Origin of the sequence: Hoeflea sp. AS60 (genome assembly GCF_038900115.1) — a bacterium.
GTDB lineage: Bacteria > Pseudomonadota > Alphaproteobacteria > Rhizobiales > Rhizobiaceae > Hoeflea.
Genome location: NZ_JBBMQP010000002.1, coordinates 382,091 through 400,803, shown reverse-complemented (window position 1 = coordinate 400,803; position 18,713 = coordinate 382,091). Strand labels below are relative to the sequence as shown.

The 18,713-nt window shown below is 60.0% G+C and carries 14 protein-coding genes; 7 read left to right on the top strand and 7 right to left on the bottom strand.

What is annotated here, in order from left to right; all coding sequences use genetic code 11:
- Window positions 1-6: 6 nt before the first annotated feature.
- Together WNZ14_RS12180 and WNZ14_RS12175 are read right to left on the bottom strand one after the other, a co-directional pair.
- Window positions 7-327, bottom strand: coding sequence for a 2Fe-2S iron-sulfur cluster-binding protein (locus WNZ14_RS12180; protein ID WP_342868925.1), 321 nt, complete (start codon window positions 325-327; stop codon window positions 7-9).
- 143 nt (window positions 328-470) lie between these two features.
- Window positions 471-839 carry an Hpt domain-containing protein gene (locus WNZ14_RS12175; protein ID WP_342868924.1) on the bottom strand — a complete coding sequence of 123 codons (369 nt, stop codon included), beginning with the start codon at window positions 837-839 and terminating at the stop codon, window positions 471-473.
- 375 nt (window positions 840-1,214) lie between these two features.
- On the opposite strand from WNZ14_RS12175, the gene WNZ14_RS12170 reads away from it, so the two are divergent.
- From WNZ14_RS12170 to WNZ14_RS12155, 4 genes are all read left to right on the top strand, one after another.
- The gene (locus tag WNZ14_RS12170) at window positions 1,215-6,569 is read left to right on the top strand and encodes a hypothetical protein (protein ID WP_342868923.1); all 5,355 of its coding nucleotides are present in this window, start codon (window positions 1,215-1,217) and stop codon (window positions 6,567-6,569) included.
- Between the two features lie 18 nt (window positions 6,570-6,587).
- A complete protein-coding gene (locus WNZ14_RS12165) occupies window positions 6,588-7,043 on the top strand; it encodes a VOC family protein (protein WP_342868922.1) in 456 nt (151 codons plus the stop codon).
- Between the two features lie 42 nt (window positions 7,044-7,085).
- Entirely contained in the window at window positions 7,086-7,442 is a 357-nt protein-coding gene (locus tag WNZ14_RS12160; RefSeq protein ID WP_342868921.1) for a VOC family protein, read from the top strand.
- A gap of 278 nt (window positions 7,443-7,720) precedes the next feature.
- A complete protein-coding gene (locus WNZ14_RS12155; RefSeq protein ID WP_342868920.1) occupies window positions 7,721-7,999 on the top strand; it encodes a hypothetical protein in 279 nt (92 codons plus the stop codon).
- Window positions 8,000-8,067: 68 nt separating this feature from the next.
- Here WNZ14_RS12155 and WNZ14_RS12150 read toward each other — a convergent pair whose 3' ends face one another.
- The 4 genes from WNZ14_RS12150 to WNZ14_RS12135 all read right to left on the bottom strand — a co-directional run bounded on the left by WNZ14_RS12150 (window position 8,068) and on the right by WNZ14_RS12135 (window position 12,161).
- Window positions 8,068-8,634, bottom strand: coding sequence for an ABC-type transport auxiliary lipoprotein family protein (locus tag WNZ14_RS12150; RefSeq protein ID WP_342868919.1), 567 nt, complete (start codon window positions 8,632-8,634; stop codon window positions 8,068-8,070).
- A 107-nt stretch (window positions 8,635-8,741) separates the two neighbouring features.
- Window positions 8,742-10,112 (bottom strand): MlaD family protein, encoded by a 1,371-nt coding sequence (locus WNZ14_RS12145; protein ID WP_342868918.1) that lies wholly within the window; start codon window positions 10,110-10,112, stop codon window positions 8,742-8,744.
- Window positions 10,112-10,960 (bottom strand): ABC transporter ATP-binding protein, encoded by an 849-nt coding sequence (locus WNZ14_RS12140; RefSeq protein ID WP_342868917.1) that lies wholly within the window; start codon window positions 10,958-10,960, stop codon window positions 10,112-10,114. The genes WNZ14_RS12145 and WNZ14_RS12140 overlap by 1 nt, the downstream gene beginning before the upstream one ends.
- A 10-nt stretch (window positions 10,961-10,970) precedes the next feature.
- Window positions 10,971-12,161, bottom strand: a complete 1,191-nt coding sequence (locus tag WNZ14_RS12135; protein WP_342868916.1) for an MlaE family lipid ABC transporter permease subunit — start codon at window positions 12,159-12,161, stop codon at window positions 10,971-10,973.
- Window positions 12,162-12,261: 100 nt separating this feature from the next.
- Between WNZ14_RS12135 and dgcA the strand changes: the two genes are divergently transcribed.
- The 3 genes from dgcA (at window position 12,262) to WNZ14_RS12120 (ending at window position 17,154) form a co-directional block, all read left to right on the top strand.
- Complete coding sequence (gene dgcA, locus WNZ14_RS12130) at window positions 12,262-13,245, top strand: N-acetyl-D-Glu racemase DgcA (RefSeq protein WP_342868915.1); 984 nt, start codon at window positions 12,262-12,264, stop codon at window positions 13,243-13,245.
- Window positions 13,246-13,497: 252 nt separating this feature from the next.
- Window positions 13,498-15,813: an NADP-dependent malic enzyme gene (locus WNZ14_RS12125; RefSeq protein ID WP_342868914.1), complete on the top strand. Its 2,316-nt coding sequence runs from the start codon at window positions 13,498-13,500 to the stop codon at window positions 15,811-15,813.
- A 168-nt stretch (window positions 15,814-15,981) separates the two neighbouring features.
- Complete coding sequence (locus tag WNZ14_RS12120; RefSeq protein WP_342868913.1) at window positions 15,982-17,154, top strand: DUF2865 domain-containing protein; 1,173 nt, start codon at window positions 15,982-15,984, stop codon at window positions 17,152-17,154.
- A 60-nt stretch (window positions 17,155-17,214) separates the two neighbouring features.
- On the opposite strand, the gene WNZ14_RS12115 is transcribed toward WNZ14_RS12120, so the two are convergent.
- Window positions 17,215-18,435, bottom strand: a complete 1,221-nt coding sequence (locus tag WNZ14_RS12115; RefSeq protein WP_342868912.1) for an MFS transporter — start codon at window positions 18,433-18,435, stop codon at window positions 17,215-17,217.
- Between the last annotated feature and the right edge of the window lie 278 nt (window positions 18,436-18,713).

Sequence of the window (18,713 nt, the reverse complement as noted above, 5' to 3'; positions counted from 1 at the left end):
GGGAAATCAGGCCTGCCGCTCGGGCACATTGACCACCAGACCGTCAAGTTCATCACGAACCTTGATCTGGCAGGACAGCCGCGAGGTCGGACGCACGTCGAATGCGAAATCGAGCATGTCCTCCTCCATCGGCTCCGGCGCACCGACAATCTCGGTCCATTTTTCATCGATATAGACATGGCAGGTTGCGCAGGCGCAAGCACCGCCACATTCGGCTTCGATGCCTGGAACGGAATTGCGGATTGCGTTTTCCATCACGGTCGAGCCATTCTCGGCATCAACATCAAAACGCGTACCGTCAAAAGCGACGAGGGTGATTTTGGTCATTACGGCCTCTGGCATAGTCTCAGGGATATGAGGCTTTCATACACGCTGGACTGTGTGAGGCAAGAATGAAAACCACCCTGCGACCTCGATTCGCGGCATGGTTTTCCAATTTGCCGATTTCCGGGCAGAAATCGTAGGAAGCTTCAGCGCATCAGCCCGACAATGAAGTTGTCCGCGTCGACAACCGCCTTGGTGAACGCTGCAATCGCTGCCGAGTTGCCAGGCTCGAGCTCAACCGCAGAGGCGCAGCGGGCCACATCGGACGCCCCTACTCCCTTTGCCGCACCAGCAAGCTTGTGTGCCAGTTCGGAGCGTGCCTGTTGTTCCAGATTGCCGATTTGGGCCACAGCCTGCCGCGCCTGACGCGCAAACAGCGCCAGAACCTCTGTTTCGAGCGACTTGTCACCGCCGGTCTGGCGTGCAAGATGCACCAGATCGATCGGCCTGCCACCCGATGGGCGCGGCTGAGGGTTTAATTCCTGAACTTCGAACGCGATACCAAGTGCCGCCATGGCGGTTTTCCTTTGCTTGACAATAGTGGGACAACAATGCCGCACGCAGTCTCTAGATCGGGTAAACATCTCGAGGGTGCGAGCCACGAAACCTGTTGAAATGGTTAACGACCCGTAAATGTGGCGTTTCATTGACGTTTGTGCATCTTTTTGAGACAGGCGAGCGTTAAAAACCAGTGGATTCAGGGGCCATCCCACCGGTTTCATTTGTGAATTGGAGCCGCGTGTGTCACTTAATTGGTAGTTTAAGGGGCCGGAAAGCTGTTTTCCGGGTCTCGTCGCACGTCACGAGCGCGCCCGGTGCGCTGATCTGTGAGTGCGAAAATGACGGGGAACATGCGCGAACCCTGTTTGGAGTAATGAGGCTTGAGTGGCATGAGTAAGACACCAGCGGACAAGACCATTGAAGAGCAGACTTTCGAAGCGCTTGAAGACGCTTTGAAAATCGATCTGGGCAATGACGGCCTCGGTGTGCTCGATGATATTTCGTTGGACGAGCTGGAAGACAAGGTTTCCAATGCCGCCCGCGAACTCAAGAGCGCAGGCGCAACACCTCGGGCCTCGACTCAATCCCAGCAACCGGTCCCGGGCGAAAACACAGCGCCAAGAACACCGACACCCCCCTTCACGCCCGCAGGCCCGATGGCGCCTGCCAACGACGACAGCCGCAAGAACACGGCCGGTTTGCTGCGCACGCTCGAAGGCCGTTCCAGCCGCGGCGCTTTCCGCAACGCCGTCATCCTGTCAGTGCTCTGGAGCGTTGGCGGCATCGGCCTGGCCAACCTGCTTTATTCACCGGCAATCTGGCAGATCCGCTCCATGGCTGATCTTCTGGCGATGCCGGCAGCCATCGGCCTGCTGGTCGGAATCATCATCCCGATCATGGTGTTCTTCTCGTTCTCTATCATGATGGCCCGCGCCCGCGAGATGCGGTCTGCGGCCCGTTCGATGGCCGAAGTGGCACTTCGCCTTGCTGAACCGGAAAACGTTGCCGGAGACCGCATCCTCACCGTCGGCCAGGCTGTGCGCCGCGAAGTCTCGGCCATGAACGAGGGCATTGAGCGCACCATTGCGCGCGCCTCGGAACTCGAGACACTTGTCCATTCCGAAGTCAACGCACTCGAGCGCAGCTATTCCGACAACGAGATGCGCGTCCGTGGCCTTGTTCAGGAACTCGGAAGCGAGCGCGATTCCATCGTCAGCCACGCCGAGCGCATTCGCGCCTCGATCGCCGGCGCTCATGAGCAGCTCAAGGAAGAACTGACGACCGCGAGCGAGGAAATCTCGAACCGTATTTCGACGTCGGGAGAGGCTTTCGCCCAGCTTATGGAAACCCGTGCGGCTGCCCTGCAGGAACGCACCAGCAAAACCAGCCGCGAGCTGGAAAACATGCTCGAAGGCCGCACCGAAGCGCTGATGACAACGCTGAGGACTTCCGGCGGCGAATTGACCGACGAGTTCGACACGCGGCTGGAAATGCTCAATGTCCAGCTCAACCATCGCGGCAAGGCCTTGTTGTCGGAGTTCGAAACCCGGGCATCGACACTCGACGCCAATACCGAAAAGCTCAATGCGGCTCTGGGCGAGCGTGCCCGTCAGCTCAACGAGACCCTCATCGCCCGCACCCGCGAGATTTCGGACAGCCTGTTTGCAGGCCAGCAGGCGATTTCCTCAGGCCTCGAGGAAACGCTCGCATCGCTCAACTCCTCGCTTGATGCAAAGGGCTCGAGCTTCAGCCAGGCGCTCAAGTCAAGCGCCGACGACGCGATCATGGATCTCGACCTGCGCTCCGGCTTTTTCGAGGAAAAACTCGAATCCACAATCGGGCGCATCACCTCGGCGTTTGACGAACGGGTCGGCGAATTCACCTCCGCATTTGACAGTCGCGCCGGCAATCTCGACACCAAGCTTTCCGAAAGCCTGGCCCAGATCAATGAGACCCTCAACGGCGGCACAAGCGCCATGGACGGGATCCTCTCTGCCAGCCTCGACCGCATCGGCACCACCCTGTCTGACCGCAACCAGGCCCTTGAAACCACATTGGGCTCTGGCGCCGAGCGTATCGAGAAAACCACCGCCTCCGTCACCGAGCGCATCGAGACCTCCACAAACAATGCGGCCGAACGTCTTGAAGCCACCGCTTCAAGCGTATCCGAGCGCATGGGCACAACGGTTTCCGACAGCACGCTGGCACTCGAAACAGCTCTTGCTAGCGGTGCAGACCGCCTGACGGCATCCGCCTCTGACATTGCCGAGCGTATGGATACCACCGTTTCGGACCGCACCCTGGCACTGGAAACAGCGCTTGCGGCTGGTGCTGATCGCCTGACAGCATCGGTAACCGGCGTTGCCGAACAGCTGGACGCGACGGTTACCGACCGCACCCGTGTTATCGAAACCGCGCTTTCAACCGGTGCAGACCGCCTGACGGCATCCGCAGCCGATATTACCGAACGGATGGACGCAACGGTTTCAGACCGCACCCAGGCGCTGGAAAAAGCGTTTGCATCCGGCGCAGACCAGCTGACGGCATCCGCATCCGATATTGCAGAGCGGATGGACACGACGGTTTCAGACCGCACCTACGCGCTGGAAATGGCGCTTGCCAGCGGTGCCGAACGCATCGAGACCTCGACATCCAGCGTCGCCGAACGCGTCGAAAACTCTACTCTCAATGTCACCCAGCAGATCGACAGCACCCTTGCAAGCCGCACCGAAGCGCTCGAAAGGGCGTTGGAAGCTGGCGCGGCGCGCATCGATACGAGCCTGAACGAACGCTCGGCCGCCCTCTTCGGTTCGATTGCCGAAAGTGCTGAAGCTCTGGACCTCAAGCTTGCCGAACGTGCCGGCATATTCGGCACCGCCGTCAGCCAGGCAGCCGATGCAATGGATGGCGTGCTGACCGAACGCACCAGTGCGGTTCAGATGAGCATGCTTGAGGCATCCGAGCGCTTGGCCGCTACTCTTGACGTCGAAGGCCAGCGCTTCGCCGAACTGTCCAACAGCGCCTCCGATCGCGTCGATGCCACCTTCCTCAAGGGCACCGATCACATCAATGAGCGCCTGACAACGATGAACAACATGCTTGAAATCGGGCTCGGTTCCGTTTCCAAGACCATTGAGGGCAAGGCAACAGGCCTCGCAGCCAAGCTGCGTGAAGCTGTCTCCCAGGCTGCACTCGACCTTGACGCGGAAGCGCTCAAGGCCGGCGAAACGCTTCAGTCGGTCGGCACCGGATTTGCCGGTCGCATGGACGAGCAGGCACGCAATTTTGTCGAGCGGCTCGACAGCCATGTCGATGAACGCACCGCCAATCTGGCCGCCCATGCCGAAGCCATCGCGAGCCGTATTTCCAACGGCGCGACCGAGCTCCGCGACGAAGCCGGCCGGATCAGTGATCTTGTCGAGCGTGTCGGCGAAACTGTCGGCAAGCAGGCAGACGCCATTTCGGGCACCCTTGATGCAACCGAGACCCGCTTCGCTGCCCAGGCAGAATCACTGGCGGCTCGTCTGCAAAGCGAGACCGGCGCAATCTCCGAGCGTCTGGGACAGACCGCGAGCGAACTTGTCACCACGCTGGACGACAAGACCAACGCCATCGACGCCCGTCTCGCCGCATCCGGCAAGAACCTGGTCGCCCAGACCGGTTCGCTTGGAGACGCGCTCGACCAGAAGGCCGTGTCGATCATCCAGCGGCTGGTTGAAGCCGAGCAGGCAATGGATGTCCGCGCCACATCGGTTCACTCGACCCTTGATGAGCGGACCCGCGAACTCAACTCCATGCTGGCAAGCCGCTCTGCCGAGCTGTCTCGCGTCATTGACGAGCAGGCCCGTCCGTTGGTTGATCGCTACGTTGCCAGCGGCGAGGAATTTGCCAATCGTCTGACGGAAGTCACGCAGAGCTCGACCGATCGCCTGCGCGCGGAAAACGCGGCGATGATCAACGCCATCACGAACCGCACCAGCGAAACACTGTCAGCCCTCGAAACCGTCAATCAGAGCCTCAGCGGCAGTGTTGGCGAGCTTCTCGAGCGCCTTGGCGCCAGCAACGAGGAAATCTCGAGCGTCGTTGCCAAGGCCGCGACCATGCTTGGCGGTGCCAATACGCAGCTGACACAGACCTCTGCGGAGATATCCGCGTCCACCGAAAAGGCTGCGGAACTGCTGTCCGGCTCTGCCCGTCTGCTCGACGGAAAGGTCGAACGGCTTACCGACATTTCCAGCCGGACCCTCAATCAGGTTGGCGCCATTGCCGGCCGGTTCGACGACCACTCACGGGTTCTGGCGTCTGCGTCCGATCTTCTCGGCGCTGCGCAATCCAATCTTGCCACAACGCTGGAAGAACGCCGCGAAGCACTGCAGTCACTTTCGCTTGGACTGGTCAACCGCTCCGAGCAGATCGAAACGACGATGCATTCGCTGGAAGAGATTATCGCCAAGGCATTCGACGGCGCCGAAGATCTTTCCAAGCGCTCGGCCATGCGGCTTGAAGGCGGATTGCGCAATGCCGCTGAAAATGCCGGCAAGCTGATGGGCGAAACAGAAGATAGGGCCCATGTCGCCGCAGGCCTGATGCGCGAAAGCATTCGCGAAGCCGTCGAGGACGCTGAAAAGCTGCTCGGCACAACCGAAGGCCGTGCACAGGCCGCCGCCAACGTCATGCGCCGCACCGTCAGCGATGCTGTCGAGGATACCGACAAGCTGCTCAGCACCACAGAGGGCCGTGCACAGTCCGCTGCCAACGCGATGCGCCGCAGCGTCAGCGATGCTGTCGAGGATGCGGACAAGCTGCTCAGCGCCACAGAGGGCCGCACCAACGCGGTGGCCGGCTCGATGCGCGAAAGCGTGCAGCAGGCCATCGAAGATGCGATCTCGCGCTTCTCTGGCGCGACCGAAGAGATCCGCCAGTCCGCTTCCAGCATCCGCAAGGAACTCGAAGACACGAGAGGCGAACTCAAGCGCGGTGCGTTTGATCTTCCCGAGGAAACCCGCGAAAGCGCTGCAGCGATGCGCCGCGCCGTCTCCGACCAGATCAAGGCTCTGCAGGAACTCTCGCAGATCGTCGGCCAGTCGGGCTATCGAACCGAGGTCAGCGAACCCGCTCCGCGTGCTCCCGCCCCTCGTGCAGCTGCACAGCCGGCTCCGGCTCCCGCGCCGGCGCCACAACAGCGCGCACCGCGTCGGGAGCAGCCAGCTCCTGCTCCGCGCCCTGAGCCCCAGGCACAGCGCGCACCATTGCGCGGCAGCCTGGAACCTGCAGGCGCAGCACCCGCCAAGAGCGACGGCTGGGTCAGCGATCTGCTGCGGGGCGCTTCCCGCGAGGAACAGGCACCTGCCCCGGCTCCGGTCGCAACCCGGACGCCAGAGCGCAACCCGCGCCATGTCGTGGAATCGCTCAACTCCTTGTCTGTCGATATCGCCCGCGCCATCGACCATGACGCCTCGGTTGATCTGTGGCGGCGCTATCAGCGCGGCGAACGCGATGTGTTCACCCGCCGCCTCTACACGCTCAAGGGTCAGCAGACCTTTGAAGAGATCAAGAACAAATACGGCCGCGAGCCAGAGTTCCGCGATGCGGTCGATCGCTACATTGCAGACTTTGAAAAGCTCCTGTCGGATGTCGCGCGCAACGACCGCGACAACATGATGACCCAGACGTACCTGACGTCGGATACCGGCAAGGTCTACACCATGCTGGCCCACGCCAGCGGCCGCTTCGGCAAGGACTGAGCGAAGTACGGGCTGACGATGACAACTGACAGACCAACGACGAAAATCCCCGCCAGAGAGCGGGGTTTTTCAATTTCGGGTCTGGGTGAAATCGCAATCCGGTGTATCGACTTTGCCGCCATGACAGAGTTTTACCGCGACACGCTGGGTCTCGTGGTTCTCGCAGACCGTGGCGGGATCATCTTCTTCCGGCTGGGAAACGGCGTCGAAGGTCACACCTCGGTGCTGGCCCTGTTTGATGATGACCTTAATCCCGAACGCGGCGATCCTCAGGTCGGCACCTCAACCCTGCACCATATTGCCCTGAGCCTGAGCCAGGCGGATCAGTTGGAAGCCTGCAATTGGTTCGACGCTGCCGAGATCAGCTACCGGATCGAACAGTTCGCCTGGGCGGGTTGGCGTGGCGTTTTCGTGACCGATCCTGATGGCAATACGGTTGAGCTTGTCTCCGCAGGGTGGCCGCTGAACGGCTGAACCAGTTTCGACCGCCCGAATGGGCCAACCTGGAGAATGGTCATGGCCGTCAAACGCATCGTTGCCAACATCGCTGCCGATCCTCAGCTCATTGAAACGGCCAAGGCGTTCTATCGCGACATGTTCGATCTGGACATTGCCATGGACCATGGTTGGATTGCGACATTGACCGGTAGCGGCGCCAGCATGCCGCAGCTCAGTATAGCCATCGAAGGCGGATCGGGCACCGCTGTGCCGAACGTGTCCATCGAGGTCGACAACCTTGACGAGGTCGTCAAACGGCTGGAGCAGAACGGCATCAGCATCGAATATGGCCCGGTTCTGGAACCTTGGGGTGTGCGCCGGTTTTATGTGCGTGATCCGCTGGGCAGTCTGCTCAACATACTGGAGCACGCCTGAAGCCAATCGCTGCCAGTTCAGCCCGGCAACGCCGCCACTGTCCCCAGATCTGCGAGAGTGCCCGGCTGCCGTGCACCGCACCGAGGCCTATAACGCTCCGCCAGGCTAACCCAATGCGCTGCCTCTTGCTTCGTAAGGGAGCTTGGAATGCGGCGTTTTGACGTGGGTCTCGCAGTGGCAGCCCGGCGGGTTTTATGTGAAAATAGACCTTAAGACGGTTCCTTGAGCCAAACCAGCACCCATGTTTGGGCGTGCGAAAACAACGGATAAGAGTGACAATGGCGTTGGCAGTAATGGCATATATGGCAATTATCGGTTTCCTCGGCTGGGCCGCATGGCGGGGCAGTGAGACCGAAAAGGTGATGTTCATCGTCAACATCGTGTTCTTGTGGCTGAGCGCCATCTGGTTCTTTGGATATCCGGCACTGATCATCCCGGCCGTGGCCGCGGCCATCAGTTACCTGGCTTTGCTGGTCGTTATGACATCCGCAGATCTGCGCGTCCCTGTCACCCGACAGCCGCAGCGGAACTCGCCCTCGTACAAAGACGAAGACTGAGCTCCTAACATCTGAATGAATGAAAGAAATCGCGATCTCTGTCCGAGTCTAGCCTGTTCAGCCCGCGATCAGATCCGTGACAGTGTCCAGCCGACCATGTCCTGTACCACTGTCTCAAACGCGCGATCAAGCGAGCGGACATAGGCCGCGTTTCCGGTTCCGGTAACTGGTGAAGTCGAACGGAACACCTTCGACGCCACCACAACACCGTTGCGGTCGTTGAGAACCTTGGCCGATATCTCGACAACCGCCTGCTCGCCGGCGTCCGCCTTGATCTCGAAGGCGCGGATGGCGGAAATGATCTTGTAATCGATCGCCAACCCGTCTCCCGGACGGCCGACACCGCCGACACGGCCGGAATTCTCGAATGCCTGAACCAGCTTGTCCTGCACGATGTTTGGCAGCCGGTCTGACCATTGCGAGTTCGCCAGATACTCGATCGCCGACGGGTTCGGTCGAATAACGATCTTCTCGCTATCGAGCGCCTTAAGTGCGCTCGGTTCAGTTATCAGGATCTGCCGGTTGCGCGAGGCCTGGCCCGTCACTGCAGGTGCTGCGGTAAGCCCGTAGGTGTCCGGTGGCGGAGACGACAAAACACCGCCAGCGCAGCCGGACAGAACTGTAGCCATTGCCATTGCAACAATCCATCGACCCGCTTTCACGTTTACACCACTCCTCGCAGCCGACACCCGGCCCATTAGCTGTTTGTTAACTTATGTCTTTCGACACTGGATTGAAAGGCTCAACGCCGGTTTCTCCCGTCATATTGCTTGACGGTCTCGCCGCCGAAGATCAGCCGCTGCGGATCCTGCTCGATTGTCGAGACCGATCGCTCGATCCGCTGGATCGAGCGCCGTGCATCGTTGACCAGAGCTTCGACATTGCGCAGGCCCGAACCGGAGAAGCGCTGAAGATTGTCGGCAATCGGTCCGACGCGAGAGTTGAGCATGTCGGCCACATCCCTGAACGATTTGAGCGTTGCCTCCGCATCTGCAATCAGGGATGACGCATCCCCTTCGCCGAGGAAACCGTCGACCTTGGCAAGCACGCCATCGACACGCGTCGAGGCAGCGTTGAGCTTGCTGGTCAATTCCTTGACGTCGGTGATGATGAGATCGTAATCGTCTTTCCTGGCGCTGAAGGTTTCAACCACGCCACGCGCATCGTTGAGCGCCTTGCGGGCATCCGCACTGGCGGCCCTGATATCGTCCATCGTATCGCCGACCTTGGCCGGATCGATCGCAGAGACAAGCTTGTCGACCTTCTCAAGTGAGGCGCCGGCATCAGCGGCGAATGTCTGCAGCGAATCCGCTGCTTTGCTGAAGCTCTCGAGCGTCTTGGTGATTTCGCCCGAAGCGCTGGCGACATCTGCGGTCACCTTGTCGACATTCCCCAGAATCCGGTCGATCTTGTCGGTGTCAATCGAGTTGAGAAGGTCCTCCGCCGAGGCAAGAGCGGTATCGATGCGGCCCGACAGAGATTTGACGGTCTCCGCCAGGTTGCCCACGCTCTTGAGGAATCCGTCGATACCATCGGCATTGTCGCGCAGCGCCGCGGTGAAGACTTCCGTGTTCTTCAACGTCTCCGTCAACGGCGAGCGTGCATCCTTGATGAAACCCTCGACTTCGCCAATCACCCGGTTGGCCCGGTTGAGAATGTCGTCAGCCGTGGCCAGCAGGTTGGTCACGCCCGAGGGATCGGCATCAATCACCGCCACCTGATTGAGTTCGCGCGCCCGCGTCAGGATGTTCGGATTGCTCGGCGAACCGCCCTGAAGTTCGATATAGGCCGAGCCGGTCAGGCCCTGAATTTCCAGCGCCGCGCGGGTGTCGGTGTAGATCGGAGCATCCGCTTGAACGGTGGTCTCGGCGATCACGAAATCCGGGCTGTCAGGATCGATGCTGATGCGCCGGATCACGCCATAGGGGATGCCGTTGAAGCGCACTGCGGAGCCGTTGGAGAGACCGTTTGCGGAACCAGGAATACGCACGACCAGAGGCGCCGTCTCGCCGGTATTGCCGAAACGCGCCATCCAGTAGACGAACCCGAAAGCCGACAGCATCACCAGCAGGGTGAAGAAGCCGACAATGGCGTAGTTGGCACGCGTTTCCATCAGTTCATTTCGCTTTTCTGGCCGCTTGAACGCTGCGCGCCACTGTCTTGCTTTGCGTTTCGGTCAGGGATCATCCGCGCCCGCTTCCCCTTGAAGTAGGACTGAACCCATGGATCGTCAAATGAAAGCATGTCCTCAATCGTTCCTTCCACAAGCACGCGCTTCTGACCCAGAACGGCGATACGATCACAGACCGAGAACAGGCTGTCGAGATCATGGGTCACCATGTAGACCGTAAGGCCCAACGTGTCACGCAACTGAGCGATCAGCTCATCAAACTCCGCAGCACCGATCGGATCAAGTCCCGATGTCGGCTCATCCAGAAAAACCAGGTCCGGATCGAGCGCCAAGGCGCGCGCCAGCGCTGCACGTTTGATCATACCGCCCGACAATTCGGATGGATATTTGTCCGCTGCATCCGGCGCCAGCCCGACCATTTCCACCTTCAGTTCGGTCAGCTCATCCATCAGCGCCTTCGGCAGATCCAGATACTCGCGCATCGGCACCTGAATATTCTCGCGCACCGTCAACGACGAAAACAGCGCGCCTTGCTGGAACAGCACCCCGAGCCGCATATCGAGCTCGATCTTCTTGGCGTCTCCAACCTTGTCATAGTCTTCGCCCAGCATACGGATCACGCCGCTCTGGCGCGGTATCAACCGCAGGATCGAGCGCATCAGAACCGACTTTCCGGTCCCCGATCCGCCGACAAATCCAAGGATCTCGCCGCGATAGACATCAAGATCGAGATTATCGAGCACCACATTGTCACCGAAAGCGACGGTAACGTCATGCGCCGACAGGATCACTTCACGCTCTTTCGGCTCGGTCTTGTTGCTCTCAGTCATCGGGTCGGCCTCAAAAATCAATCGCGGCGTAGAATATGGCGAACAGGCCATCGACGAGGATCACCACAAAGATCGACTTGACCACCGAGGCCGTTACGCGGCGACCCAGCGATTCAGCGCTGCCGCCGACCTTCATGCCTTCGACCGAGGCAACAATCCCGATGATCAGCGCCATAAAAGGCGCCTTGATCATGCCCGACGTCACCGTCGAGAGGTCGATTGCCTCGCGCAACCGTGTGATGAAGACATCGGGCGTGATCCCCGAATAACTCCATGACACCGCAGCCGCACCCGCCAGCGCCGCGAAATTTGCCACAACTGTCAGCAGCGGCAAGGCCACGGTCAGCGCCACCAGACGCGGGAACACCAGCACGCCGATAGGGTTGAGCCCCATCACCTTGAGCGCGTCGACCTCCTCGCGCATTTTCATCGAGCCGATCTCGGCCGTGATCGCACTGCCCGACCGGCCTGCGATCATGATAGCGGTCAAAAGCACGCCGATCTCGCGCAATTGCAGGATACCGACAAGATCGACGACAAAAACTTCCGCGCCAAAGTAGCGCAATTGAAAAGCACCCTGCTGGGCGATGATGGCGCCAATAAGGAAGCTCATCAGCATGATGATCGGCACGGCGCGAACGCCCATGCGGTCGATATGGGTGACAATCGCAGCCGGCGAAATGCCCGCCGACCGGTTCAGCTTGAGCTGCGCCCCGCGAACAGCAGATCCCAGAATGTAGAGCGAGGCGATGAAATCGTCGTAGAGTTCATACATCGCCTTGCCGACCGGCGAGAACATGCGTTCGAACCGCGGTGGCAGGTCTGCAGGTTCGGCGGAAGGCTTATCCACCATGTCAGGAATTGCCTCGATCAGCGCCGCGACCGATTCTGACGCCCCCACCAGCTCGACATCCGCACCACTTGATCTGGCGGCAAGCATGGTCTTGCGCACCAGCCACGCACCGGCGGTGTCGAAACTCCCGAGATCCGCCAGATTGATTTCCAGCGGCTTGCCCGAAAGGCTGCCTTGAATTTCCAGCAATTTGCCGCACACGCCGGAAATCGCTGCGTGCCGCCAGTCTCCCGAAAGAACAAGTCTTTCCCCGTCACTTGAGGCATGATGCTCAAGTCGCGCCGGAGAGTTTTCCGGAATCCCGGAGCGGGCGTCGGCACTTGTATCTTTTTGCTGTTTGGTCAACATGATCAACACATAGCGGCTCGTTCCAGACCTGTCACCGGACAGGTTCGGGAATAGCGCCTCTCATGTCAGTCTATCGACCCTTTTTTACGGACCCGTTGCAATGCCCAGACACCTTAGCGCCAGGATCGACAGTTTTCCGCTCAAGCGAGCCTTCAACATTTCTCGCGGCGCCAAGACTGCGGCCGACGTGGTGACGTGCACAATTACGGATGGGGCCGTCAGCGGTCGGGGTGAATGCGTGCCCTACACCCGCTACGGCGAAACGGTTGAAGGTGTAATGAGCGCAATCGAATCGCTCGCCGGTGCAATTTCCGCCGGCATGACCCGGCAGGAACTGCAGAGCGCCATGAAGCCTGGCGCCGCCCGCAACGCAGTCGATTGCGCCATGTGGGATCTGGAAGCCAAACTGAGTGGCACGCGGGCTTCTTCGAGTGCCTGCAGGATACTCCCACGACCGGTTCCCACCGCAGTCACCGTTTCACTGGGCGAACCGGCAGACATGGCCGATGAAGCGCGCGCCCACTCATCGCAGAAGCTGCTCAAGGTCAAGGTCGGCACTTCCGATGACCGAGCCCGCATGCATGCAGTTGCAAGTGCCGCGCCTCAGGCCGAGATCATCCTCGACGCCAATGAAGGCTGGGATGAAAGCAACATCCGCGAACACCTGTTGCTGGCTGCCGAACTTCACATCGGGCTGATCGAACAGCCGCTGCCTGCCGGCAAGGACGACATCCTTGCCCATATCCCCCATCCTGTGCCGATTTGCGCCGATGAAAGCGTCCACACCCTTGCCGACCTGCAAGCACTTTCCGACCGCTATGACGCAATCAACATCAAGCTCGACAAGACCGGCGGCCTCACAGAGGCGTTGCTGATGCGAGATCGGGCCCGCGAACTCGGATTTGGTGTGATGATCGGATGCATGGTTGGTTCATCGCTAGCCATGGCACCCGCAGTTCTGCTGGCACAGGACGCCGACTGGGTGGACCTGGACGGCCCTCTGTTGATGGCGAAGGACCGGTCACCGGGCCTTGTCTATTCCGGCTCCCTGGTATCCCCGCCCTCAGTCGATCTCTGGGGATAACAGGCCCGTCGCCTGCGCGGCCTGAATGAACGATCAAACAGGTTCCATTTGCTCCCGAACGGCTCTAGAACGGAAACAGACCGCTATAATGGTTTGTCGAGGGGGAACTGCATGAATTCCGACAGGCTTGGAGCCACCAGCCGTGGAATCAGATTACATGCCGCTGCATGTCTCCCACAATAAAATCCCGATGCCTGCGGAAATGACCGCGACCGGCACATCCTAATGCTTTGAAGTAAAGAAGAGCCGCAGATGACCTCCACAGACAACAAGCGCGCCGGCGATCCCAAGCCCTCCAGCGGTGAACTCGACGAAAACGCGCTGTTTTATCATCGCTATCCGCGGCCGGGCAAACTCGAAATCCAGGCAACCAAGCCGCTTGGCAACCAGCGAGATCTGGCGCTTGCCTATTCGCCAGGTGTCGCCGCACCATGTCTGGCGATCAGGGACAATCCCGATGCCGCCGCTGCCTATACCGGGCGCGCCAATCTGGTTGCTGTCGTGTCCAATGGTACCGCCGTGCTGGGTCTTGGCAACATCGGACCGCTGGCATCAAAGCCGGTGATGGAAGGCAAGGCCGTCCTGTTCAAGAAGTTCGCCGGCATTGATGTCTTCGACATCGAGATCGATGCGCCCGATGTCGATCGCATGGTCAGCGTGATTTCAGCGCTCGAGCCGACATTTGGCGGCATCAATCTTGAAGATATCAAATCGCCGGAATGCTTCGAGGTCGAGCAGCAACTGCGCAAGATCATGGATATTCCGGTCTTCCATGATGACCAGCACGGCACCGCCATCATCGTCGCCGCCTGCATCATCAACGGTCTCGAGCTGGCTGGAAAAACCATAGAAGACGCCAAGATCGTTACCTCCGGTGCGGGTGCTGCAGCACTTGCCTGCCTCAATCTGCTGGTCGCACTGGGCGCCAAGCCAGAGAATATCTGGGTGCATGACATCGAAGGCCTGGTCTATGAAGGTCGTGAAGTGCTGATGGACCAGTGGAAGTCGATCTATGCGCAGAAATCCGACAACCGGGTGCTGACCGAATCGATCTTCGGGGCGGATGTGTTTCTGGGCCTCTCGGCTGCAGGCGTCCTCAAGCCGGAAATGCTGGCCACCATGGCCGAGCGTCCGCTGATCATGGCGCTCGCCAATCCATCGCCCGAAATCATGCCCGATGAAGCCCGCGCGGCCCGCCCCGACGCGATGATCTGCACCGGGCGTTCGGATTTCCCCAACCAGGTCAACAATGTCCTGTGTTTCCCCTACATCTTCCGCGGCGCGCTTGATTGCGGCGCGCGCACCATCAATGAAGAGATGAAGATGGCTGCGGTTCGCGCCATCGCCGCGCTGGCCAAGGAAGAACCCTCCGACATTGCCGCCCGCGCCTATTCGGGCGAAACGCCTGTGTTCGGCCCGGAATACCTCATTCCCTCTCCTTTCGATCAGCGGCTTATCCTCCGGATCGCGCCGGCTGTAGCAGAGGCAGCGGCAAAGTCCGGCGTGGCCCGTCGGCCGATTGCCGACATGGACGCCTATGTCGATCAGCTCAACCGCTTCGTCTTCCGCTCCGGTCTGATCATGAAGCCGCTGTTTACTGCGGCCAAGACAGCCACCAAGAAGCGGGTAATCTTTGCAGAAGGCGAGGACGAGCGGGTGCTTCGCGCAGCCCAGGTCCTGCTCGAGGAAGGAATCGCCGAGCCGATCCTGATTGGCCGTCCGGGCATCATCGAATCCCGTCTGCAAAGGTTTGGCCTCCGGATCAGGCCCGGCGTCGATTTCGCCGTGACCAACCCCGAAGAAGATCCCCGGTTTCGCGACTATGTGGATGAATATTTCTCGATCGTCGGCCGCAAGGGCGTGATCCCGGAAGCAGCCCGCACCATCATCCGCACCAATTCCACGGTCATTGGCGCCCTGTCGCTGCGCCGCGGTGAGGCCGACGCGCTGATCTGCGGTCTCGAGGGACGCTATGCACGCCATCTGCGCGACGTCTCCCAGATCATCGGCAAGCGCGACGGCGTGATTGATTTTTCCGCGCTCAGCCTTCTGATCTCCCAGCGCGGCGCGACTTTCTTCACCGACACCTATGTGTCGTTTGACCCGAGCGCCGAGGAAATCGCCGAGACCACGATCATGGCAGCACAGGAAATCCGCCGGTTCGGCATCGCTCCAAAGGCGGCTCTGCTCTCCCACTCGAATTTCGGATCCCGCGATTCCGACAGTGCTGACAAGATGCGCCGCGCACTCAAGATCATCCGTTCGCTTGCGCCGGAACTCGAGGTCGATGGCGAGATGCACGGCGATTCCGCAATCTCCGAAGCTCTGCGCCGCCGCGTGATGCCGGACAGCACCCTGACCGGAGAAGCCAATCTGCTGGTCTTCCCCACACTCGATTCTGCGAACATCGCGCTCGGCGTGGTCAAGACCATGACAGAAGCGCTGCATGTCGGACCGATCCTGCTCGGACCTGCCCTGCCCGCCCATATCCTGTCGCCTTCGGTAACCTCGCGCGGCGTCGTCAACATGGCGGCCCTGGCAGTGGTGGAAGCCTCATCAGCGGAGTGAACACGTCACTTCCGGGCAGACAGCCAAACGGCCGCCAATCTGCCGGTTAAGGTAAACACTCAAGTGTGATTGGAGCTGAGACGCTCAAGCGCTAGTATAAAACTGTTAGGGTATCTGGGTTATGGCTTGGGTAGCTGACGATGTTTTGTGAATGTGTTGGAGTTGATCATGCGTCGCGTCTGGTTTCGCAGTTTCCTGGCTTTGCTCGTGCTCGCCCTTTCCGGGACCAGTGCTGCGGCAGAAATTTCTGCGGTCTGCGCGCGGCTCAAGACGCAGCTGGAAAATGCTTCGTCCAGCAGCGGGTCGTCGGAAAAATACCAGCGCTACGCCGAGGCGGCTCAACAACAGTCGGTGCAGATCAATCAGGTTGTCGCCGATCTGAGCCGCTTTAGCTGTTCATCGGGCAGTTTCATCGTGATGGGTGGCCAGAACGCCAAGGCCTGCGCCAAGCTTTCGGCCGCTTACACCAAGATGCGCGCCAATTTGGCCAAGCTGGAACGCAAGCGCGATGCCTATGCCGATCGCGGCAACAAGCTCGCCAAACGGCGCATTCAAGCCGCCCTTGACGCCAACGACTGCGACGGAAACCGGTCCTCGATTCAAGCTGCCAGTCTTAAGGGAAAGATGGCCGCGCTGAAAGCAAAGTCACAGCGTAGCCCGGGTCTGGTCGCTGTGATCGGCAACGGCGATCAAGCTGACCAGGGCACCACCCGCGCCCGGCAGACTGCGGCTCGCATCGTGATCGAACCGAAATCATACGGCGGCAATTACCGGACGCTGTGCGTGCGCAGTTGCGACGGCTTCTTCTTTCCTGTCTCCTCAACCGCCTCCCCGTCCGATTTCGGCCGCGACGAACGAACGTGCCAGATGATGTGCCCGGGCACCAAGACCGCGCTTTATTTCCATGATGCGCTCGGTCAGGAGAGCGAGGACATGATCTCCGCCCGCACCCGAGAGCCCTACACCGAAATGCCGAATGCCTTCGCCTACCGCAACGCAAGCGCACCGATGAGCAAGGCCTGCGGCTGCAACATGCGGGCGTTCTACAACGAAATGCAGCGCCGCGAGGCAATCCTCATGGGCACCAACACGGGCGATGAGCCGGTGACAACCTGGGTCCGTCCGTTCAACCGCCCTGATCCTGGCGAAGATCCGGAGTCGGTTCTCAATAGCGAGATGCGTCTGACATCGGAAGATATCGCTGCTGTTCTTGCAGCCTCGACCGCCGAACGCCCGCTGACAAAGGACCGTCAGGATGTGCGGGTGGTGGGACCGATTTTCCTGCCCGACCAGTCGGAGCATCTCGATCTCAAATCCGGCACAAATTCGCTGATCCGCTAGCGGTCAACAGCCACCGACATCGCCTGGAGTGTGGCGAGAGTTCCTGCGCGGATGATGCGATCAGGTCTTCGCATTGCTGCGCGACAGAGCTCTGCGGCTGACCAGTGTCATGATCACGATCATCGCCACGCAGTAGACACCCATGGCCGCGATCTGGCCGGGATAAGACACGCCAGCATCAATCAGCCCGCCGGTCAGGCCCGGCCCCATGGCGGTGGCAAACACCATGAAGGCGACGATCAGAGAGCGAATGCCGCCAAGATGCCTGGTGCCATAGAGCTCAGGCCAAAGCGCGCCGAACAGGGTGGACGAGAAGCCATAGGATATGCCCATCAGCGCCATGAACGCGTAAGCCCCCCATGGTGCATCGGTGGATGCGAGCACGAAGCACGATAGCGACAGCGGGATCAGGAACGACGGCAGAATCCGCACTGCCGAGAACCTATCGACCAGTTGCCCGGCGATCAGCGCAAACAGGATGGTCATGGCCGACATGATGGCAAACGAGGCTGCAAACACGCTTGGCGGCCAGCCGCGCAGTTCCGACAGATAGACCTGATGGAAGAAGATGGTGGTGCCGATGAAGGGCGGCGCCAGCACACCCAGCAGCGATGCCCAGAACAGCGGATCGCGGACAACCTCCGAACGGGTCCACTCGCGCGCAACCGGGCGATTGGGATCCTGCACGACAGATTGCGGCGTCCGCTCGAGCTTGAGCAGAGTGTAGATCAGCGGCAGTGCCACCAGCACCAGAAGAGCTGCCGCCACCAGCCAGGAGCCGCGCCAGCCGATCAGCGCAGCGACGCCGACGAAGCTGATCGGAAACAGCGCCTCGCCAAAATTGACGCCGATGGCCGTCAGCGAAATCGCCCGACCGCGCTGCGCCGCAAACCAGCGCCCCATTGCCGTCATCGCAATGTGGGTGAACATGCCCTGCCCGAACAGCCTGAGCAGATAGATCGCCACCACCAGCAGCACCAGCGACTTCGACCAGGCCATCAGCACGCAGGCGATCGCCAGGATCGGAGCTGCCAGCAGCACCGTGGAGGCCACGCTGATCCTGTCGACGATCTTGCCGATCTGCGGCAGCGTCGCCGCACTTGCCAGTGTGGCGATCATGTACAGCGTGCCGAACCCGCCATTGCTGAGCCCGTACTCGCTACGGATGTCGCCCGCCGACAGCGAGATGAAATAGGTCTGGCCAAACGACGAGAAGAACGTCAGCAGGAACCCGCCCGCGACCCAGCGGGCATTGTCGCGCAGAAAATGAAGAACGGGCATGATTTTGATTATCCAGATTTAAATTCAGCCAACGCGAGGTTAGCCCATGACCGTGCTTCTTCGTCCATCATATCACGATATCCCACAATAGGTAATAATTCCTACGAACGAAATATGCCAGGGAAAACTACTTTTTCAAATCAAGGATCCCTTTTCGCATCTGAATCAAACCTGCAAAAAAATTGGTATACAGAAAAATGAGAACCACATTACAAATGCCCCAATTTCATACGTATTAAAGAGCAAACCATCCTTCAAATCGCTTAGAATACCAAAGA